This is a genomic window from Kroppenstedtia sanguinis, from assembly GCF_050433445.1.
GTDB classification, from domain to species: Bacteria; Bacillota; Bacilli; order Thermoactinomycetales; family DSM-45169; genus Kroppenstedtia; species Kroppenstedtia sanguinis.
The window spans coordinates 153,341-175,289 of sequence record NZ_JBNPXF010000001.1; the positions used below are offsets into that span (position 1 = coordinate 153,341).

General features: G+C 47.5%; 14 protein-coding genes, 2 CRISPR repeat arrays and 1 riboswitch. Of the genes, 13 read left to right on the plus strand and 1 reads right to left on the minus strand.

Translation table 11 applies throughout. From position 1 onward, the window contains the following. Positions 1 to 48: 48 nt before the first annotated feature. The gene (locus JOD24_RS00755; RefSeq protein ID WP_429246117.1) at positions 49 to 846 is read left to right on the plus strand and encodes a hypothetical protein; all 798 of its coding nucleotides are present in this window, start codon (positions 49 to 51) and stop codon (positions 844 to 846) included. 129 nt (positions 847 to 975) lie between these two features. On the opposite strand, the gene JOD24_RS00760 is transcribed toward JOD24_RS00755, so the two are convergent. Next, positions 976 to 2,031 (minus strand): NAD(P)/FAD-dependent oxidoreductase, encoded by a 1,056-nt coding sequence (locus JOD24_RS00760; protein WP_380162630.1) that lies wholly within the window; start codon positions 2,029 to 2,031, stop codon positions 976 to 978. A 250-nt stretch (positions 2,032 to 2,281) separates the two neighbouring features. Between JOD24_RS00760 and JOD24_RS00765 the strand changes: the two genes are divergently transcribed. The 12 genes from JOD24_RS00765 to cas3 all read left to right on the plus strand — a co-directional run bounded on the left by JOD24_RS00765 (position 2,282) and on the right by cas3 (position 21,947). Further along, entirely contained in the window at positions 2,282 to 3,214 is a 933-nt protein-coding gene (locus JOD24_RS00765) for an ABC transporter ATP-binding protein (RefSeq protein ID WP_380162199.1), read from the plus strand. Continuing rightward, the gene (locus tag JOD24_RS00770) at positions 3,132 to 4,022 is read left to right on the plus strand and encodes an iron-hydroxamate ABC transporter substrate-binding protein (protein ID WP_380162632.1); all 891 of its coding nucleotides are present in this window, start codon (positions 3,132 to 3,134) and stop codon (positions 4,020 to 4,022) included. The genes JOD24_RS00765 and JOD24_RS00770 overlap by 83 nt, the downstream gene beginning before the upstream one ends. A gap of 60 nt (positions 4,023 to 4,082) precedes the next feature. Beyond that, positions 4,083 to 5,081 (plus strand): FecCD family ABC transporter permease, encoded by a 999-nt coding sequence (locus JOD24_RS00775; RefSeq protein ID WP_380162202.1) that lies wholly within the window; start codon positions 4,083 to 4,085, stop codon positions 5,079 to 5,081. Further along, on the plus strand, positions 5,078 to 6,106 hold the full coding sequence (locus JOD24_RS00780; protein WP_380162203.1) for a FecCD family ABC transporter permease: 1,029 nt from the start codon (positions 5,078 to 5,080) through the stop codon (positions 6,104 to 6,106). The genes JOD24_RS00775 and JOD24_RS00780 overlap by 4 nt, the downstream gene beginning before the upstream one ends. Before the next feature lie 185 nt (positions 6,107 to 6,291). Then, positions 6,292 to 6,410: riboswitch (SAM riboswitch) on the plus strand. Positions 6,411 to 6,563: 153 nt separating this feature from the next. Next, a complete protein-coding gene (locus JOD24_RS00785) occupies positions 6,564 to 7,898 on the plus strand; it encodes an MFS transporter (protein WP_380162205.1) in 1,335 nt (444 codons plus the stop codon). 55 nt (positions 7,899 to 7,953) lie between these two features. After that, positions 7,954 to 8,514, plus strand: coding sequence for an NADPH-dependent FMN reductase (ssuE, locus tag JOD24_RS00790; RefSeq protein WP_380133555.1), 561 nt, complete (start codon positions 7,954 to 7,956; stop codon positions 8,512 to 8,514). Continuing rightward, positions 8,511 to 9,899, plus strand: coding sequence for an LLM class flavin-dependent oxidoreductase (locus JOD24_RS00795; protein WP_429246118.1), 1,389 nt, complete (start codon positions 8,511 to 8,513; stop codon positions 9,897 to 9,899). Before ssuE ends, JOD24_RS00795 begins: the two co-directional genes overlap by 4 nt. 1,307 nt (positions 9,900 to 11,206) lie before the next feature. Then, a CRISPR array of direct repeats spans positions 11,207 to 12,048; the repeat unit is 37 nt; unit sequence GTAACAATGCAAAACACCTCAATAAGAGGATTGAAAC. Between the two features lie 1,262 nt (positions 12,049 to 13,310). After that, positions 13,311 to 13,927: direct repeats of the CRISPR family, unit length 37 nt; unit sequence GTAACAATGCAAAACACCTCAGTATGAGGATTGAAAC. A gap of 162 nt (positions 13,928 to 14,089) precedes the next feature. Further along, the gene (locus tag JOD24_RS00800; protein ID WP_429246119.1) at positions 14,090 to 15,133 is read left to right on the plus strand and encodes a helix-turn-helix transcriptional regulator; all 1,044 of its coding nucleotides are present in this window, start codon (positions 14,090 to 14,092) and stop codon (positions 15,131 to 15,133) included. 243 nt (positions 15,134 to 15,376) lie between these two features. Next, positions 15,377 to 18,196 (plus strand): type I-D CRISPR-associated protein Cas10d/Csc3, encoded by a 2,820-nt coding sequence (gene cas10d / locus JOD24_RS00805; protein ID WP_429246120.1) that lies wholly within the window; start codon positions 15,377 to 15,379, stop codon positions 18,194 to 18,196. Positions 18,197 to 18,208: 12 nt separating this feature from the next. After that, positions 18,209 to 19,189: a type I-D CRISPR-associated protein Cas7/Csc2 gene (gene cas7d, locus JOD24_RS00810; protein ID WP_429246121.1), complete on the plus strand. Its 981-nt coding sequence runs from the start codon at positions 18,209 to 18,211 to the stop codon at positions 19,187 to 19,189. Next, the gene (gene cas5d / locus JOD24_RS00815) at positions 19,135 to 19,845 is read left to right on the plus strand and encodes a type I-D CRISPR-associated protein Cas5/Csc1 (RefSeq protein WP_429246122.1); all 711 of its coding nucleotides are present in this window, start codon (positions 19,135 to 19,137) and stop codon (positions 19,843 to 19,845) included. The genes cas7d and cas5d overlap by 55 nt, the downstream gene beginning before the upstream one ends. Next, positions 19,842 to 21,947, plus strand: a complete 2,106-nt coding sequence (cas3, locus tag JOD24_RS00820; protein ID WP_429246123.1) for a type I-D CRISPR-associated helicase Cas3' — start codon at positions 19,842 to 19,844, stop codon at positions 21,945 to 21,947. The genes cas5d and cas3 overlap by 4 nt, the downstream gene beginning before the upstream one ends. The last annotated feature ends 2 nt before the right edge of the window (positions 21,948 to 21,949 follow it).

Below are 21,949 nucleotides of genomic sequence, written 5' to 3' on the forward strand. Positions count from 1 at the left end.
TATGTTAAAATATATAGAAAGATCATTTTTACATAGGAGTGACTTAGCTTGAAAAAAAGAGGAATCATCGTTTTGGTCTGTATGATGTTGCTCAGTTTGTCGTTGGTGGGATGTCTTAGTAAAATAGAGGATGCCAAAGAAGCTTCCAAAGAGGAAAAAACAGCGCCGGAGGAAGTTGCCAAGGCAGATGCCAAGAGCTTGTTGGCCTTTTTGTATGAGGGTAAGAAAGGGGGCGTCCAAGATGTCACAGGTATGACAGGTGCTGATACAACGGCTTACCTGGAAGAGAGTTTATTTGAAAGAAAAATGAAGGATTATCCAGGGGATGATTGGCGTTTGGTGGTGGATGGCTCCACCTATACAGCGGAAGAGATTATTAAAGAGTACAGCCGTATTTCGATTAAATCCTTACAGAACATTACCTACTCTGTTGAGAAAGTGAAAGTCACAGACGACACTGCTGAAGTGACTGCCAAAATCGATCCCATTGCTTTAAAATCTGTAGCCAACGCGATTACAATGGCCCGTAGCCAAATTTTCGGTGATGTAAATACTTCTAAAATGATTCTGGACTCCCAAAACAAAGATGTAAAAGCTATCAATAACTTACTTAATTTCAAACTTTACTCCATTATTTACGGGGACCGGAACTATCCGATCGATACAGTGGGGGAGGAGAAAGAGATCACCTTCACCATGACAAAGGCGGGCGATCATTACCAAGTTACCAAAGATACCTTGGATGACATTGCAGGGGATTCTGGTGAAGTGGAGTATACCAAAGAAAAAGGTAACAGCACAGAAGATCAGTTGAAGGACAAGAGCTTAAACAAAAGCGACTTGTAAATATACTACCCTCCGACAAAAAGCGGACATAGTTACATCACTATGTCCGCTTTTTCATGCAAAGATGCATTTGAAAACATCGGAGGCGATTTCTCTGAGGAGGTCGGTCCCGCTCACCCTTCATAGATTTTATCTTTTTATCAAAACCCGTTGCTTTAGTTCCCGATTTCGTGATTGAAAGATTTCGTGATGGGAGGAGACCATTGCCGTTTGGGGGGCATCTGGCTGCAGGTAAAGTTTAGCCTGGTTCACTGCGTTGGCTGCGTCCTGGAATGCCCCTGCAATCAAGTGAAGCTTTCCTTCATGATGCAAAATATCTCCCGCGGCATACAGTCCCGGTATGGAGGATGCGCTGTTGACACTTCCTTTGATATAAAAGTTATTCACCATCTGGATGGGTAGTGCACTGTTATTCAGAAGACTGATATCTTGTTCATAACCATGATTGATAATCACTTCGTCCACTGGAAGATGGTGCACAGTCCCTTTTTTACGGTCGGTCAATTCAACCGACTCGATGCGATCCTGGTTTGGGTTTGCGATCAGATTCGTAATCTCTGTATGGAATAAGCATTCGATGGAGCTATTCATCAATTGAGTGACTTGGGATTCGTGGCCTTTCAGCTCTTCTTTCCGATAGGCCAAATAGATTTTTTTCGCCACGGACTCCAACTCGTTGGCCCAGTCGATGGCCGTGTTGCCTCCTCCAGAGAGGATGACAGTTTTATCTTTGAACCGTTGCATGGATGTCACGGTATAATGTAAGTTGGTCACTTCGAATTTCTCGGCTCCTTTCACCTGGAGCTTCTGAGGTTTGAAGATTCCGCTTCCCGTCGCCACAATCACGGTTTTGGAAAGATGGCGTTCCCCGGAGGTCGTCTCCAAAACAAAGTGACCGGTCTCCTCCTTGGAGATCTGTTCCACTTTCTCATTTAAAATGACTGTAGGATGGAACGTCAGACCCTGTTGTACCATTTGCTCGATCAAACGGGCTCCGGTCACAGGCGTTAAAGCCCCCACATCCCAAATCATCTTCTCAGGATAGATGTGAACTTTCCCACCTAGATGTGGCTGAAATTCGATAATTTTAGTTTTCATTTCGCGTAATCCGCTGTAAAAGGATGCATACAATCCTGCAGGTCCACCGCCGATGATGGTTACATCGAACAACTCCGGCTGCTTCACTTTCCATCCCCCAGTCATTATTGATTCTCATTCTCATCTATCCATTGACTATACAGGTTTTTTGTCTTTTTTGCAAAGGGATCGAACAAAGTGCGGACAGGTGAGAATTTTTGCGATAGAATCAGCACTGGTTGGGATGATCACCCAAGCAAGAATGGGGAGGAAGACCTGTGGATGAGTTGACAACATCAGCAATTGCCTGCTATAGTTTACGATACTGAGAATCATTATCATGTGTGGGGGTGAAATGGTGAGAACGGAAGGGGATCGACTATATACCGAGGCCTTAGACATCGGATATGGAGATCGTCTGGTTGTTCAGGACCTGAACGTGACCATTCCTGATGGGAAAATAACGACGATCATCGGTGCCAACGGCTGTGGTAAATCTACCCTGTTAAAAGCGATGACGCGAATTATCTCCCCGCAATCCGGAGTGGTTTTGTTGGACGGTGGGGATATTGCACGGGGAGATACAAAAGCGATCGCGCAAAAGATGGCGATCTTGCCACAATCTCCGGAAGGGGCCAAAGGGCTGAGCGTGGCAGAGCTTGTCTCCTATGGTCGTTTTCCTTATCAAAAAGGTTGGGGTCGATGGACCCCAAAAGACCTGGAAGTGATCGACTGGGCGTTGGAAGTGACGGGTACGATGGATTTTAAACACCGCCCCGTGGAGGCATTATCAGGGGGACAACGGCAACGGGTTTGGATAGCGATGGCTTTGGCACAAGAGACTGAACTTATTTTCTTGGATGAGCCGACAACTTATCTCGATTTGGCTCATCAATTGGAAGTGTTGGAGTTGCTGCAAAAACTGAACCTTGAGCAGGGCCGCACCATTATCACAGTCCTTCATGACCTGAATCAAGCAGCTCGTTTTGCTGACTACATCATTGCGATGAAACAAGGCCAGATTGTCAAGGCAGGATCTTGTGAAGAAGTGATCACCCCCGATGTGCTACGTGAAGTTTTCCGAATCGACGCGGTCATCGATCGGGATCCGCGCACAGATCGCCCTATTTGTCTCACTTACGACTTGATCAAAGGAGAAGATCAACCCCATGAAGAGATGGTTCATTCCCCTGTTGTTGACCGTCCTGGTGCTAACCAGCGCTTGCAGCTCGCAAGAGAAAAGTTCGGAAGAAGGGAAGGAGTCACAGAAAACCATCACCTACCAGTCTGAAAATGGCCCTGTGGAGGTCCCTGCGCATCCGAAGCGAGTGGTTGTCCTCGCATCCTTTGCTGGTAACGTCATGGCCTTGGATACTAACTTGGTCGGTGTGGATCCCTATGCCAAGATGAACCCTCTCTGGAAAGACCGGCTGAAGGGTGTGGCTGAGGTATCCGATGAAAACCTGGAAAAAATCGTGGAACTCAACCCGGATTTAATTATCGGTCTCTCCAATACCAAGAACCAGGATAAGTTGAAAGAGATCGCCCCCACTGTGATCTTCACATATAATAAGTTGAACTATCTTGACCAACATATCGAAATCGGTAAGGTGCTCAATAAAGAAAAGGAAGCCACTGCATGGGTGGAAGACTTCAAGAAACGATCCAAAAAAACCGGTCAAGAAATCAAAGATCAGATCGGTGAGGATGCGACGGTTTCTGTCATCGAAAACTTCGATAAACAACTCTCCGTTTTTGGTAAGGATTGGGGACGTGGCACCGAAGTCCTGTACCAAGAGATGGAACTGAACATGCCGAAAAAAGTGAAGGAAAAAGCATTGAAGACGGGTTATCATGCGTTGTCTCCAGAAGTTCTCCCGGAGTTTGCCGGAGACTATCTCGTCATCAGCAAAAATAGTGACTATGATAGCTCGTATATGAAAACCAAGACATTCAAAAACATTCCAGCGGTGAAGAAGGATCGGGTGTTCGTGGTGGACACCAAAGAGTTTATGTTCAACGATCCACTCAGTCTGGACTATCAGCTGAAATTCTTCAAAGAGAAGTTTCTCGGGAAGGCAGGTGGAGAAGATAAGTAATCAAGGGAAAAGTACCCCTCTGTTTTTCTTGAACGCTGATTGAAGGGGGAACAATGGTTCATGAAATCAAGAACATGGGCTTTCCCTGCTTTACTTAGTGGTTTTCTCCTGCTGTTTGTTCTCATGTTTTTTGGAGCGGTGGTGTGGGGAGCTGCAGATACGACGATCTGGGATGTATGGCTGGCGCTCACTTCTTCTGAAACAAAAAAAATGGACATCTTGCGGGAGATCCGCTTTCCCCGAGAAGTGGCTGCCATCGGGGTAGGTGCCGCTTTAGCCGTATCGGGGGCAATTATGCAGGGTATCTCACGAAATCCGCTGGCGGATCCCGGACTGCTGGGTCTGACAGCCGGCGCAAATGCCGCCTTGGCCATTGCCATGGCATGCTTTCCAGGCCTCGACTATTTTGGAATCATGATCGCTTGCTTCATCGGAGCCGGGTTGGCTTCGGCAGTCGTTTTTGGTTTGGGTTCCCTGCAAAAGGGGGGGTCTTCCCCCTCTCGTCTCGTTTTGGCAGGGGCGGCGGTTTCTACATTTTTAGTTGCAGTTTCAGAAGGAGTCTCCCTGGTTTTTAAAATTTCCAAGGATGTCTCCATGTGGACCGCTGGTGGACTGATCGGAACTACATGGACTCAGATTTTATGGGTGATGCCGGTTATCTTCATCGGGATCCTTGTCGCGATTTACTATTCCCGTCAGCTGACCATTCTCAGTCTGGATGAAGAGGTGGCAGTCGGTTTGGGACAAAAAACGCAATACATCAAAGGGATTCTCTTTGTTGTCACCATTTTATTGGCAGGATCCTCTGTATCACTGGCTGGGAACTTGGTTTTTGTAGGCCTGGTGGTTCCCCATTTGGTACGAGCCATCGTGGGCGCGGATTACCGTCTGATCATTCCCTCTGCGGCTATCATCGGGGCTACCTTTATGTTACTGGCGGACACACTGGGACGAACGCTTCAGGCTCCCTATGAAACTCCGGTGGTGGCGATCATCGCTATGATCGGACTTCCCTTCTTTCTCGTCATTGTCCGTAAAGGGGGTCGGGCGTTCTCGTGATCCCAACTTCCACGCGTCGCAAGCAAAAGTATTGGATTTATATGCTGTTTGCTCTGATTGTACTCACAGCATGGATCAGCATGGGGTGGGGACCCGCTTCGCTATCTTATGATCGTCTGATTCCCACTTTGTTCGGTCAAGGGAGTTTTAAAGAAGAGTTCATCCTCTTTTCCCTTCGCCTGCCTCGTCTGCTGATCACCCTGTTGGCCGGGATGGCTCTCGCCTTGTCCGGCGGAGTCTTACAATCGGTGGCTCGCAATGATCTGGCGGATCCGGGGATAATCGGCATTAACTCAGGTGCCGGTGTGGCCATCGCCGTCTTCTTTTTATTTGCCCCGCTGGAGGTGGGGAACTTTGCCTATGCCATTCCCTTCATCGCTTTTGTGGGGGCGTTGGTGACGTCTTTAATCATTTATGGGCTGGCTTACGAAAAACGTACTGGGTTGCAACCGATCCGCCTGATCCTGATTGGGGTGGGATTTTCCACCACGCTCTCAGGGGTGATGACCATCCTCATCTCCTCAGCGGAACAGGAAAAAGTGGATTTTATCGCGAAATGGCTGGCTGGATCCGTTTGGGGAGTCGATTGGCCCTTTGTGTGGGCGATTTTGCCGTGGCTCTTGATCTTGGTCCCTTTTGTCTGGGTCAAATCGAACCCGCTCAATCTCCTCTCCATGGATGAACCGGTGGGGATTGGAGTAGGGTTGCGGGTGAACCGAGAGCGCCTCCTTCTCTTGCTGGCGGCGGTCGCCTTGGCGGCTGCAGCCACCTCGGTGACCGGAGGCATCGCCTTCGTAGGCCTGATGGCACCTCATTTGGCCAAAGCCATTATCGGACATCGGGCACAATTGTATTTGCCGATCTGTCTGTTGCTCGGTGGCTGGCTATTGCTGACGGCGGATACCATCGGAAGAAACTTGGTCGGGCCGGAGGGGGTCCCTGCGGGAGTGATCGTATCGATTATTGGTGCGCCTTATTTTCTCTATCTGTTGTTCAAAAGGACGAATCGCTGGGGAGAGAGATGAGTCATATGGAATCCTCCAGGCGGGTTGTTTTGGATAGGGAGATCGTGTTCACCCCCGTTCCGATGTACCGATCGGGACCAGGATTAATCAACAGCCCTGAATCCCCTTTTTTCTTTTTAGTATAATTTATCTTGACAGAACAGTCGTTTTCGTTTAGGGTTAAATCACAAATTCATATCAGAACATCCTTATCACGAGTCGGGGGAGGAATCTGGTCCGATGATCCCGCGGCAACCTTTATTCGTTTGATCCGAATAAAAAGGTGCCAAGTCCAGCAGGCCTGCAAGGGTCTGGAAGATAAGGAAGAGCGGAATTACAACTAAACCTCTTCCTTAGGAAGAGGTTTTTTAGTTCCGATCAGGTGGGATGCGGGCAACTCTCGCACCTAGGATGTTCATTTTATCTATAAAACATACTAAACACATGCGTTTAGTTATGAATGTGAGGAGGGATTCGGTTGAGCAGTACAGTCGTTGAAACAGAGGCTTCCGAGCCAAGAGCAGAAAATGAAATCCAATCCAAAGAGTATCGCAAGGTGGCCTGGGCCAGTTTTATCGGAACCAGTATCGAGTGGTATGACTTCTATCTGTACGGGTCCTCCGCTGCTCTGATCTTCCCCGCCTTATTTTTTCCCACTATTGATCCGCTGTACGGTACCATCGCAGCTTTTACCACTTATGCCGTCGGATTTATTGCTCGTCCGCTGGGAAGCGCCGTTTTTGGGCATTTCGGGGACCGGGTGGGACGGAGGAACGTTCTGATGCTCTCCCTCCTCGTGATGGGGGCGGCCACCTTTCTAATCGGTCTGCTGCCCACTCACCAATCGATCGGCATCGGCGCTCCGCTTTTGCTCAGTCTCCTCCGTTTAATTCAGGGTTTCGCAGTCGGCGGGGAATGGGGGGCGGCCGTGGTAATGACCGTGGAACATGCTCCACCTGGGAAGCGCGGATTTTATGGGAGCTTTCCTCAGTTGGGAGTGCCGGTGGGGTTGCTCTTGTCCACACTGGTGTTTTCTCTCTTCTCCAACCAATTGTCCGAGGAGGCTTTCCTGGCTTGGGGATGGCGACTTCCCTTTCTGCTGAGCGCAGTGCTCGTTCTGATCGGAGTCTATGTCCGCTGGAAACTGAGTGAGTCACCAGTGTATTTAAAACAGCGGGCGGAACAGCCTCAGGTGGACACTCATCCGGTGCGGACGGTATGGCGTGAGGAGAAAAAACCGTTGTTATTGACGATCGGCATGAAATTGTTGCAGAACGCATTATTCTACATCTATAGTGTGTTTTTGCTCAGCTATCTCGCGGAAACACTCCAGATGGATTCTTCTGTCGGATTGAATGCGATCATGATCTCATCTGTCGTCGGCTTGATCACTCTGCCCCTGTGGTCCTATGCATCTGACCGGATCGGGCGCAAGCCGGTATATCTATTTGGGGTGATCGCATCCATGTTGTTCATCTTCCCCTTTTTTTGGTTGGTGGACACCGGTTCCGTCCTTTGGATCACTATCGGCGTGGTGCTCGGATTGAATATCTTACACGATGCCATCTACGGTCCTCAGGCTGTTTACTACTCCGAACTATTCGGCACCCAGGTGCGACTGAGCGGAGCCTCGATCGGTTATCAGATCGGAGCCGTCTTGTCAGGCGGTTTGTCACCGATCATTGCTTCCTCCCTATTGGCGGGATTTCATGGGGAGAGTTGGCCCATTGCGATTTATCTGACTGTACTGGGAGTGCTCAGTCTGATTGCCACGCTGTTTGCTCGTGAAACCTATCGCGACTCCTTGACTTAAAGTTTGTAAATTGCCTGAGGCAACTCGGGTTAAAAAATACTGGGGTGAAGGTAGAATGAGTGAAATTATAGCCCTATCGGGAAGCCCGTCGGAACATTCAAGAACCGACTGCGTCCTTAGATTCCTATGTTATCTAGTGGAGAGAGAAGGGTTATCCACTACGCGGATTTCGGTTCGCAACTTTGCGCCGGAGGATCTGGTCTACGCACGCTTCGACAGCCCGCAGATTGAAGCTCTGGCAACCTCTATCCGAGAGGCTCGCGGGCTGATGATCGCCGCCCCGGTCTACAAGGCTTCTTATCCGGGAGTGCTCAAGGCTTTGCTCGATTTATTGCCCCAGGATATTTTAAAAGATACCCCCACCTTTCCCCTCATGACCGGAGGGAGCATGGCCCATCTACTGACGATCGAATACGCGTTAAAGCCCTTGTTGGCCACTATGAAAGCGAAAAACTCACAAGGGGTTTATCTGTTGGATCATCAGGTAGATCGAGAAAAGGAAAGAAACCCGATTCTGGATCCAGGAGCGCTGTGCCGCCTGAAATCTGAATTGTACCGGTTCGTTCAAGAGGTTCAAGAATCGAAAAAAATAAATGGTTGGAGGGACTCCAAATGAAAAAGACGATTCATTTTAATGGTTTTACCCAGAATTCTGTTGCCCCCCATTCCACAGGTCTGTGGAAACATCCAGCAGATCAGGGACATCAGCATGGGAGCCTGAGCTATTGGACAGAGATGGCCCAAATTTTGGAGCGGGGAAAGTTTGATGCCCTGTTCATCGCCGATGTCTATGGAACCTACAGCGTTTACGACCGTAGCCATAAGCCAGCTGTTCAGCGCGGGGTACAATTCCCGATGCATGAACCGTTGCTTCCCATCTCTGCCATGGCCGCCGTGACGGAACATCTCGGATTTGCCCCCACCATTTCGGCCACCTATGCCCAGCCTTATATGCTAGCGAGGCAATTATCCACTTTGGATCATTTGACCGAGGGGCGGATAGCCTGGAATATCGTAACCTCTTATCTGGAGAGTGAAGCGGTCAACCTGGGGCTTGCGGGACGGCTTCCCCATGATGAGCGATATGACCGGGCGGAGGAGTTTCTAGAGGTGGTCTATAAACTATGGGAACAGAGTTGGGAGGAGGATGCGATCCTGCAGGATGTTCTGGAAGACACTTATATCAACCCGGACAAAGTGCATCCGATCCACCATCGCGGAAAATATTTTCAGGTTCCCGGTCCACACCTGGTGAACCCCTCGCCGCAGCGCACCCCTGTCCTATTCCAAGCCGGAGCGTCACCGAGAGGGAGGGACTTTGCCGCGAAGCATGCGGAGGCGGTATTTACCAAACATCATTCCTTGGATTCCTTGCGCAAGTACTCCCAAGACCTTCGGAAGCGGGTACAAAAGCAAGGTCGCGATCCAAAGGAGGTCCTCATTTTTCCGCTGATTTTACCGATCATCGGTTCCACGGAAGCGGAGGCTTATGCAAAGTTTGAGGAAATGAAAGGATATGTCAGTTATGAAGGGACCCTTTCCTTGCTTTCCGGTCATACGGACATCGATCTGTCTTCCTATGACCCGGACCAATATATTGAAGAGATGAACACGGAAGCCGTTCAAGGGAACCTGGATCTGTACGCCCGAGATCCCAATCGCAAATGGACCGTGCGGGAAGCCGTACAAAACCACGGACTGGGGAACGGAGCGGTCAAGTTCGTCGGAACTCCGGAACAGTTAGCCGATCAATTGGAAGAGTGGGCGATCGAAGGGGACGTCGATGGATTTAATATCGCACAGGCCCACTCCCCTGGCACCTTTGCAGAGTTTGTCGATCATGTCGTGCCGGAGCTGCAACGGAGGGGGATCTATAGACAGGAATACGAAGGGAATACCCTCCGCGAAAATCTGTTTGGAAAAGGAAGAGCACATCTCCCCGATCATCACCCGGCGAAGAAAGGGAGTAAGGAATTGCAAGAAGCAAGTAACAAGAGATAGTAGCGATGGGTCGATCTGAAAGCTCATATTAGATATAAAGGGAAGGAGAGAGTGTGTGACCGACGGCAGGGGAACCTGATCCTCAAGGGTCACACTTCTCCGCCCTTACAACGTGGGATGAAAAATGATCTTAAAAAAGAGGGGGTTGGGAAGTCAGCGTGGAAATATAGAAGAGTGAGCATGAAAGGGATCTCATCTGAGTCATTTCTTCCGAACACCCCATGCTTCGGGAAAGAGCCGGAAGGTGTTCGCAAATGGTGAAACCCTTGGGGAGCAAGGGATTAGACGTTTATCCGGTAGAGTGATGTCCGCTTTTTGACTCGAAAATGCTCCTGTCATCGGAGGCGTTCGGAAATGGAGGCTGAAAACCTAGGCGTAGCAAGGGTTAGAACCCCCCGCCGTAACAATGCAAAACACCTCAGTAAGAGGATTGAAATGTCTGCCTTGAGGTAACAATGGATGCACTTCGGTATGAGGATGACCACCCCAGTATGGGTTTAGGGCGACCTCAATGAATTCGCTCTAGACTTATCGGCATCTGAGGATCGTCAGGAGCGGGAAGGGTGTATCCACAGTGATTTCAAGACGCTATGGAGCGTTTTTTTTCATATAAAGAGATGTTTGGGAGACTTTAAAGGGACAGAAAAGGCGTTTGGTGTAGATTATATAAATTGGTTCCAATCGGATATTATTCTGCGTTGAATCCTTACTGTTTCTATTATAGATAAAGGAAAGATAATCTAATGATCATAGGGTTCTTTTCTGATGATGAAGATCTTTTTACTGAGACGAAAATGAATTCATACTTAGTTAAAATTGAAATATCTACATTTACTAAGTTCACAATGAACTATACCCCAAAAGGGGAAAAACTAGGAATGGAAAATATCTCGACCCGAGATTGGGAACCTTTCTAACTTCCGATACTCTTGTATTATCGGAAGTTAGGGAGTGATGGGAAAATCTCGGTGGTTTCGATGGTAATATGACCCTCGCAATCCTCTTCGCCTGCTCGATCATCCTTGCATAAAAGAAACCACTTTAAAAAGAGGAGTATTAGAAGTCAGTGTGGAAATATATGAAGAGTGAGCATGGGATAGATCATGCGTCATTCTTTTCCGAACACCCTATGCTTCGGCTGAGAGCCGGGAGGCGTTCGCAAACGTCGAAAGCCTTGGGAGACAAGAGATTGAGGATTTATCGAGCAAAGTGATATCGGTTTTTTGACGCGAAAATGCCTCCCAAATCGGAGGTGTTCGGAAACGGAAGCTGAAACCCAGGCATATCAAGGGTTTGAACCCCCCGCCGTAACAATGCAAAACACCTCAATAAGAGGATTGAAACGTAGCATCCAACGACGATAGCGGCAAGGAGAAAGGTAACAATGCAAAACACCTCAATAAGAGGATTGAAACACGGATGTCGCCCGGGAACTAGGGTGGGGGAAAGGGTAACAATGCAAAACACCTCAATAAGAGGATTGAAACTGGGTGATATTTCCAGAAAACGCTCTATCATCTCGGTAACAATGCAAAACACCTCAATAAGAGGATTGAAACTAACTGCATGCGGCATCGAGGCCGATGGAAACACGGTAACAATGCAAAACACCTCAATAAGAGGATTGAAACTGTATAACCTGAGGCGGCAGTCATATCAACACCTTTCGTAACAATGCAAAACACCTCAATAAGAGGATTGAAACTTTTCTCACCTCTTCCACATCCCCGCCCTTCTCAAGTAACAACGGAAAACACCTCAATAAGAGGATTGAAACTAACGTAACACCAACACAACCGGAAAATGGTTTTGCGTAACAACGGAAAACACCTCAATAAGAGGATTGAAACGACCATGCTTTTGAGATCCCGTTCCCAATTGTGGTTTTGTAACAACGGAAAACACCTCAATAAGAGGATTGAAACGACGGCGTCTCGTTCGGAATGGTGGTTACAAAAGGTAACAATGGAAAACACCTCAATAAGAGGATTGAAACTATCGAAGTGATGAAATACGCTTATGCGATGGTGTCGGGGTAACAACGATAAACACCTCAACAAGAGGATTGAAACAGTAGGTGATTGATGTTCGAAGGTATATTCTTCGTTGTTTATAACAACGGAAAACACTTCAATAAGAGGACTGAAATGCGATATATGCTCTTGCGATTTCTTCCACAAACGCCCCAAGAGAATTAGAAATATCCAAGGCTGTTGATTAACCAGAGAATGGGCGGTGGAAGGGAGTCGTGTGCTGCCATAGCGAGACCTGGGAGCGGTAGCGACCCTGGCGAGACTTGTGCCCTATGGGTGCAAAGCGACCGGGCAACATCTTCACTGAGTTGCTTCCGTAAGAATTTGCCCCTGCCCCGACGGTCAGATTTGGAGTGGCCAGTTTTCACTTCTTTGCCGGATGGCAACGGTCGCGTGGGTGAACACGATCTCCTCACCTAAATATGGTTAATCAACACGCCTGTTATGGATCTATCCCAGCAACCTGTAAGAAAAAGGTGTAAGCCGAAGGTACAAAAAAGTATACTGCATCAGTTGCTTACAACAGTAATGATAGTGGGAGCACTTTCAGTGCTACTGCTCCTTAATTTTTAAATAATGGAGATGGGACTGAAATGCATAATTTTAACCTGTCTGGTATTTTGATTCTAGTTGTTGCGTTGGTTTTGATTTACTTTGTGATTCGTTCTATCAGAAAAAGATGAACAGTAACTTGAACAGCCTCATCACGTCATGGGGCTGTTTTGTTTCGTTCTGATTCTCTTGTTGGGTCGACAAGATATGCCACACAGTTGATGAGAGAGAAATACCCAAATTGGGAGACAGATTTGGGCTTTACGGACAGACAAAGATGACCATGTTTCCGAGCTGTTCGATGGTGATCTTATCGACGAATCATTTACTATCAGCTCAACTTCTCAAGGCTTTTTTAGAGCAACTCTATATTCGTGAAGAGGATTAAAAGAGGTAGGAAGTTAAAAACCAAGAGGAACACGGATTATTAAGACAATATTCCCTCCAAACCGGAGGTTTTTTCGATCCATGTAAGTGGAATATTACGATAACACCTCCATTTTGCGAGGTGTTGCTAGCTATTCTATTGATAAACAGATTCTCTAAAATGAAAAAATGATATTCGAAAAGAGGAGTTTTGAGAGTGAAAATAGAAATAGGGAGAATGGTAATGAAAATAATCACAAATCGTCCCCTTCCGAACACCCACTGCTTCGGCTGAGAGCCGGGAGGTGTTCGCAAAAGCCGAAAGCCTTGGGAGACAAGGGGTTGAGGGTTTATCGAGCAAAGTGATGTCCGTTTTTTGACTCGAAAATACCTCTGAAATCGGAGGTGTTCGGAAACGGAAGCTGAAGCCCAGTCCTATCAAGGGTTTCAACCCCCCGCCGTAACAATGCAAAACACCTCAGTATGAGGATTGAAACGACTCCTGTTTATGCTTTCGCCACGGGCGCTCTTTGTAACAATGCAAAACACCTCAGTATGAGGATTGAAACTATCTGACGGACGTATCATCGAGGCAGATCCGGTTGTAACAATGCAAAACACCTCAGTATGAGGATTGAAACTTACGACTGTTGGATGCCGGCGCCGCATTGGTCGGCGTAACAATGCAAAACACCTCAGTATGAGGATTGAAACTGGCAAAGGTGAAACTGGATTTGGAACAGTTGGACCGTAACAATGCAAAACACCTCAGTATGAGGATTGAAACGCATGGGGACATCAGCGAGGGCCCATATCAGATCATTGTAACAATGCAAAACACCTCAGTATGAGGATTGAAACCTCTCTGTTTCCTTTTGCGATCCCGATTCTGTTTTGTAACAATGCAAAACACCTCAGTATGAGGATTGAAACACGCCTTCCGGGGCCTTAAAATAGTAGTGGCAGCGTAACAATGCAAAACACCTCAGTACGAGGATTGAAACTGCTACGCGAATCACGGCACTCCAGTTGTTGGTGTCGTAACAACCCAAAACACCTCAATCAGAGGACTGAAACTTAATAGTTGCTCTTGCTTCTTCCTACCAATCTCAAAGGCTTGAAGAGAATTGGAAATATCATTTCTTTCTATATATGACCAACCAAATAAAAGGTATATCAAAGACAAACGGCCTATTCTTCTAGAAAAGGCCGTTATTCTTGCATGAAAGGGTGATAGGAATGTCGCAGATACATAAAAAGCATAAGCAATATCGGGAGAGGTTATTAACTATTCTGGCTGACTTGTTGCGCGATCCAGGTCCCTATTCAATTACTGAAATGGCCAATCGCTTTCAAATTACACCTCGAAAACTACGGGATGATATCCAGTATCTGATTGAAAAATTAAATGTAGTCAATCAAAGAGAGTACATCATTCGAGAACGAGGATATTATAAAGGGAATTTTCCACGCGCTGTTGCCAATCTGAGTCCTCAGGTTAGATTGTATCTGTTTTTAGCACTCAAACAGGTCGGTCCGGTTTTAGAGGGAGAAGGTCAAAAAGCTTATGATGAATTTTTGCGACATGTTTATTCTATTTTGGCAGAAGAGGATGTCAAAAGGTTGAAAGAATGGGCGGATTTTTATCATATCAGCCAGTATGGATATCCGATTCAACGTTCTCACTTCTATCAATCTCTTTCTGAGATCCTGGAAGCCATTCGTTATGGTCAAGTGATTACTTTTCATAAGAATGGCCAAAAAAGGTATTTGGACCCCTTTTGTGTTTATTACGCCAAACAGACGTTTTATATTGTAGGACAGTATCTGTCCTTACCTGACCAATACCCACGCAGGATCGACATCCGACATACCCGCCTCGATCGCATGAATCAGGTGGAGCGCTTATACCACCACTATTCGCAACTGGATCGTCAACCCTCTGAAATAAGAGACTATAAAAAGAGACGATCTGCGGAGTATATCAAACAGATGCTGGAAGCGGAATTCAATGGGGAACGCGAAACTTATGTGATCAATATATTGGATCCAGACGTTTATCGCAGAATTCTAGAAAAGGAATGGCATCCCTGTCAATCCATCGTTCCTTCCCCTCAGCCTGGGGTGGTGGGGCAAATTCGGATTCCCCAGATCGCAAGTTGGTATGAAATGAAAAAATGGATTTTGGGATGGGGGAGTTCTGTGGAGTTGATGGAGCCACAGGAAAAAAGATTAGAAATCAAAGACGAAATTCACCGTTTGTTTTTTGATCGATACAAATAGCGAGAAGCTAAACGGAACTCTTAAAACTTCCGATTCAGGTTTTCTATACGAAAATTGTGCTTGTAATTTATCTCCTGTCAAGAGAGAATAGTTTCCAGGAGGTGAGAAGAGATATACATTCAAGAATTTGCAGATGAACTGCTGGCTCGTTTTGAGGAATTAACCTTTCGCGGGACCCGACTCTCAGACAGTATTGCAAAATCCTATAATTACAATCCAGATCGCAACTTACTGGATCAATCCATGCGAGAACATATCCGCTCGGGAATTCAGGCCTGTCTGTCTCTGGTTCAATACTTGGAGGAGTTCGAGCTGGAATTGGATGAGGAAGAAATGAAGATGGCGATGGTAGCTTACATTCTGCACGATCTTCACAAAGAAGAGGCAGCTGCCAAGGTCGGTTCCGGTGAGTATCATGTTTCCCTGCAGGACATCGAGGAGATTAGCAAGAGATTGTGTGAAGGGTTAGCCACTCCGATTCCCCCTGCTGATTTTTTGCGGGTAGCCGGTGTATCCAGTTTCTCTAATAAATTAGGGGATCTCAGTTTTTTGCCAGATGATTTTCGATGGTCCTATCTGCGGGACTGGGTCAAATTGATGGATCAGGCAGCTTCGATCACCGGGATCGCAGAATGTAGGGAGAAAGGAACGGTTCGTAATTTAAAACAGTTGTTGAGCCAGTTGTTACCGCCAAAGTTAGGAGAATCCCTGGCTGTTGAATTTCACTGTCTACAGGAAGTCAGAGGGATGATCACGACCCAATTGCATAATGGAATGAACCTGTTTATGAAGCAGAAAGGATTCTTTCCCTGGTTGCGCTTTGGGGACGGTACCTTATATCTGTCATTACAACCGGACAAGCTCCCGGAAAAGAATCTCCTGGCTGAGGATCTGGTCCAGTTATTTTTCCGTTCGATCGGGGAATTTGCGGATCGACTGGATCCAGAAAAGCTCCTAGACCGTGCGACTTTCCGTTGCCAAACACTGGCCTTTATGTTGTATTCCGAACCAGAAGATTTTTCACGGTTATTTAACCAACTTTTTATGAAAAGGTCCCAAAAGGATAAACATTTTCCCGATGGGATGTTTGACGACAAAAGAATCGCTAAGTATGGGTTGGCTGAGGATTTGGAAGGTCTCTATGAACAAATGGGCGTTGATCTCCCCTTAACAGAAGATCTGCGACAAAAATGGTTTTATACGGCGCGCTATTTTGCCGCACTACAGCGATTGATACAACGGTTGGAAGAGACGAATGGCGCTGAGGCGATCCGCTCTTTAGCTCAGTACTTGGAGCTGGATGTGGAAGAGATATTGGACAAGGTTCCGATGGAACTCCAAAGCAACAGTCGCCGTTTGGATGAAGCCATATGGCTGTCCTATCAATATCTGCAGTCAGCCACCATCAACGGGAAAACCGTCGCACAAGTTCCCGTGGAGGAATGGCGCCTTTATGTGGAAGAGCAGTCTACCCAATTCCTGTCTGGGAAAGTGACTTTGTCTCGATCCTTAGAAATCGTGAACCGAGAAATGAAGATTCAGGACGAGTTGAAGTTGTACTTCCAGGAACAGTTGATGGTTTCCTGGGAAAAAAATCGCGAGCTCCAGCTGTTGAATCAGAAAGAGTTTGTTAAGAAAAAGACACGTAGTCAAAAGAAAATCTGCAACCTTTGTAATCGACCGATCCCACCTGGGGTGGAACAAAAAGTGAAAGCACCGATTATTCAGGATGATGTGCAGGTTTTCAGTAATCGGTTATTACCCAAGGAAAACAACGTATCTGCTTTACATTGGTGTAGTATTTGTTCCTTCGAATACGTTTTGCGACAAATTTTCGGGTTGGACAGTCCAGGGGAAAAGGGAGTTTCCCATCGCTTGTATCTGTTCGCCTTTCCTGCCCATCAATTTACAGATCTGGTGTTGGAGGAAATGGAGACGGAGCTGCAGGGGTTATTCGGCTCAATCTATGTGCACTACAGAGGAAGAATCCGAAGCGCCTGGCAAGAGCCTTATGTCCAAGGAGAAGAAGACCGGTTCCGTAATCATCTCCGTGAACATCTGCAGCGTTACAGCGAATATTTTCAGATGGAGTTGGCTGAACGGGGACGCCCACCGATCACCGGTGATCTGTTGAAAACCAGTCCGCCGGGAAACGTGATGATGTTCACCTTCGACTGTTACAGTCAGAACGTGGAACGAACGAGGGAAGAAGCCTGGATGAAGGCCTTAACTGCGGCAGTTTCTCTACACAAGCTGTATGGATTTCGCATCATGATGACAGAAAAACCCTATCTGTTTCTCGCGGATATCCGGGACGTGCATTATGCAGTTCACTTGGATACCCCTCCTTACAAGGTGTCACGCTTGTTAGGCTCGCCGTCTGAACGAGGAACCCCCGAGTTTGTGATTCCGATTGAAAAAGTAACGGAGATGTTGTACCAGTTGGCTTGGCTCTGGGAGATGCATCAAGCGGTCCATCCCTGGGATGTGACCAAACAAACGGATAAAAACATTTCCTCCATTCTTCATCAGTTGGAAGTCCATCCGATCCCCGGAGCTTATTACTTTAAACGGCTGTTGACGAATCAGACCTATCTGGCAGAATCTGTGGTTCATGCCTGTCGCGAGTTGAATCAAATCAAGGGGGGGTATGAAATGGGACTGGCTAAAGAGATATCCGAAGCATCACTAGCCTTGTTTGAGCCATATAGCCAAGTCAAGGGGCGTGCTCACCGTTATGAGAACCTCTTTCGCACCGTGATCGGGGGAATTAAAGAAGGGAGAGATCCCAGTGAATTGGCAGGGCAGGTGATGAAGCGCCTGGAACGACTGGTTGGCCAACGGGTAGGAAAAGTTCATCTTCCCATCGATGTGGAGGCCGTCCAGCGTTTGGTGGAGTTGATCTATGAAGATTTCTTCATGAAAAGATGCGGTGGCAGTCTGGCGAAGTTGAACCAGAAGCAAAATCAGGTTGCAGATGGAATCTTCTTTGAGACACATCAGATCATGCAAGCAAAATGGGCTGAGAAAAATGAACAGTCCGCATCAGAAGTCCAAATTTAGGAGGATGAGAAAATGGAAACGACGGCAGTGAAGTGGCAGGATTCAGAAGCAAAGAAAATTTTGGATCAGCATTTGTTGAAAGAGGTTCCTCGATCCCCTCAACGGATGTGTGCAAGTGTAGTCGTCCTGAGAGAGTTTCAATCCACAGCGGTATTAACAACTGAAGGACAGATTTTGGATGTTGAAATGGTGCGAAGTGGAGTCGATCAAGAACAGCTCACTTCCCGGGTGGTTTTGCAAAAGAGAAAACAGATTGCCCCCGAGCGTCGTACCGGTCGCGCCTTTTACCGGTCTTACACAGAAAATGAGAGTTGCGATTATATGAATGAGATGTGCGGGAAGTGCCCGGACTGTCTGATTTATGGTTTTGCTGCGACGAAGGGAGAAGGGGCACAGCGCTCTCGGGTGTTGACGGACACGGGTTTTGCCATTCGCTCCTATGAAGGGATGCAACGTTCCATCACCTTGAACGCCATTCAAGATACCACCGCAGGGGGGATTTCCGGGAGTGCCTTTGCCGAGCGAGAGCATATCCGGCCGCAAGTTTTTTTCCCTACAGTGGAGACGTTGGTGGATGTGACACCCGCCGAGTTCGTCTATGTCCTTCGCAATATTTTGACCACGACGCGTTACGGTGGCGAGAGTAGTCGCCAAGGATCGGTAGCCAACCACCCAGTCGCGCTGTTTTTCGGCAGAGGCGAGCTGATGTCGAATCTGGCTTTAACTCAACATGTATATGATCGTTTATACGAACAAGTGGGTGAATCCATCAACGAATCTCCATTAAACCGCTCGGATGTGGAACAGGCGATTCGTGAGACGATCAAAGAACAATCGGAGCAAGCCTATTTTCCCATTCAACTGTATGAAGGTGAAGAACTTCAGTCTTTTCTGACCAGTCTGCGCGGTCTTTGGCGTAATGAGGAGGAGTGCGAGGCGTGGCAAACCGAGCTGGAAAAAGACCATCAAACCTACCTGCAAAATCTGAAATAGAGATGCACTTCGCTTACTCCATTCAGATCGAAATGGAAGACTATCTGTTTTTTGCCAGTATGGAAAAGGGGAAGGTCGCCGAGACGGCCTCCCTGATCCATAATTATGCGCTGGCCTATGGACTAGGCTGGAGCGCCTCCCCTTATTATCACGGGCAACAAGCTCCTGCCTATGCCCAACAACTACAACCATTGAATGACGGTGGGATGTATATCTATCCGGCGTCGCCGCTTCAAGTCACCCATCGCCTGATGCAGTACAACACCACTACCGAGTCTATCTATATGGTGCGGGGGCAAAGTTTGGGTTATCCGAACTGGGGATTTATCCGTTGTATTCGACCCGGTTCCATCTTTCAGACCTATGCGTTGACGCAAGAGCCTGTAAAGTTTCCTGAACGGATTCGGCTAGGGAAATGGATGAGTCAAGCGCGATTGACTGTCCAGGAATGCCGGGTTAAAAAAGCGACAGGTACACGCTGCTCCCATCTGATCAATGTGCAGGATCTAACGGAGATTCCGACCTACTTTTCCACTTTGTATAATCTGTTGCCAACCCGATTGATTGCTCAGGTGGAGTGGGAGAATGCGGTGCCTGGGTATCAGGTAGGGGATGTCTTTCTGCCCCAGTCCAGTTTTTGGGGGAATCCAGCATGATCCTTAACATCCAGGAAGCCAGCGCTCAAACCTACCAGGTTCCCTTTATCGATGGGATTCATCCTTATGCCCATCAAGTGGTTCAATTGCGTTTGATCCAAGAAACTCTCCAGGGGAAAAAGCAAAGCATCATCTGGAATCAGGCCATGACGGGAGCGGGCAAAACCCTTGCCAATTATAGTCCATTGACAAAGGTGCCCCGCTCTCGGGCCCTGGGAGTTTATCCGGTCAATGAACTGATCAAAGATCAATTTCATTCAGTTCAGGCGGGAGTTCCCATGAAACATTGGGAGGAAGTGGCTGTATGGACAGCAGAAAAGCTGCGTATGGACCGGCGCCAGGGAGAGACCAAGATCGACCAGATTTATCGGATGACAAGTCCCTATTACCGAGCGATTCTCACCAATCCGGATCATCTGATGTTGATTGCCCAAGAGCGGTTATATTCCTTTAAAAAGGGAGACGCTGTTCAGCCCTTTTATCGCCTGGCAGAATACAATCTGCAGATTTTTGACGAATTTCATTTGTATGATATCGCTCAAGTAAACTTCCTCGCCCAATGGATGGCTCTGTTAACGTCCCTGTTTCCGCAAAAGGCTTATGCATTTCTTCTGTCATCTGCTACACCGCGTTCCGAGTTTTTCCGCTTGGCAGAAGGAATGAATCTGGAAATTCGCAGTGTGCAGGAGGAAATTGAGAATTGGTTGCAATCGGAACAACCTGTGGAAGCAGGGGAACGCATCTATTTGGAGCCTTTGACCTTGCGACTGCAGCCCGCGAATCTGCAACGCTGGGATACCAGCGAGCAAATCCTGCAGGAATGGGATGAAGTGGAATCCTATCTGCGGGAGTGGCCCCAAGCGAAAGGATTAATCATTCTGGACTCCATTCACGAAGCTCAGGTACTGGCAAGGGCTTTGCGGGAGAAAGGATATGATGTAGGAGAGGTTCACGGGTTGTCTGATCGTATGCACAGTCGAGAAGCTTTAGCTCAACCGATTACGGTGGCAACCGCTACCGTAGAAGTGGGAGTGGATTTTCAAGGAGAGATTCGCAAAGATTTTCTTTTGTTTGAAGCGAGAAATGCGGGCAGTTTTATGCAACGCATGGGACGGATTGGCCGGGGGAGCCGGTTACACCCCGACCCACCTCTGCAGGTTTGGGCCTATGTGCCAGCATATGTAGAGGCGCAAATCAAGGAATTAGTCGATGACGAGATCTCAAGGGAAGAATTGCAATCCGCAGTCACTGCGGCTTATCAAGGATACCAGAATTTTTTCCCTTATCTCGAAAAAGTGGGCGGCATCAATCTGATCCATGGTTACCATTTGGCGCGACGGCATCACATGGACCGGGAGCAAAACCAAGTACTGCAACGTTTGCAAGAGATTGTCGAGGACATGTACCATTTGGGTTTTCAAGAACAGGAGCATCAATATCTAGATTGGAAACGAAAAAAGATGGTGGAGCCGGTCTTAAGTTTTCGCGGACAAAACTCCCTGGAGCATCAATTGGAACGCCACAGGGATGAGGAAGAAGGAGATACCTTCTACCCGGAGATCTGGTTCTGGGATGAAACCGCACAGGATCAACCGCTGAAAAAATACGATTATCAATTTGTACTTCGACGAAGAACGGTTCAATTTATTACTAAGGAAGAGATGGCGGAAAGATTGCGACGTCACTTTACTGGAGAAGAACAGAAGCAGTGGCTGGAAACTTTAAAAAAGGATCGTGTGCTAGGATATGCAGTGGCCACAGGGGTACGGGAAAAACCAGCAAAGCTTTACTGGAGAATTCCCCCCACTGCCGCTTATCAAACGGAAAAGCTGGTTCGCATCGGACGGCTTCAGCTACGGTCCGATGATCCGATACTGGATGAACAGCTCCAAGATTTGTTCCTGGGAAGTAGCCCAAAGACATGGATTGTTTATATGATCAAGAGATCTGTAGGAGAAGTGACGGATCAATTACGACTTCCCCCAATGTTTCGGCTGCATGCTGCGAAAACCCGGCAGGGAGCGGATTGGAGTCTAGCCTTTAACGTGGATGCTTTTAAATTGTGGAGCGTATGGAATCGGGGAGAAAGTGTGGTGCAATGATC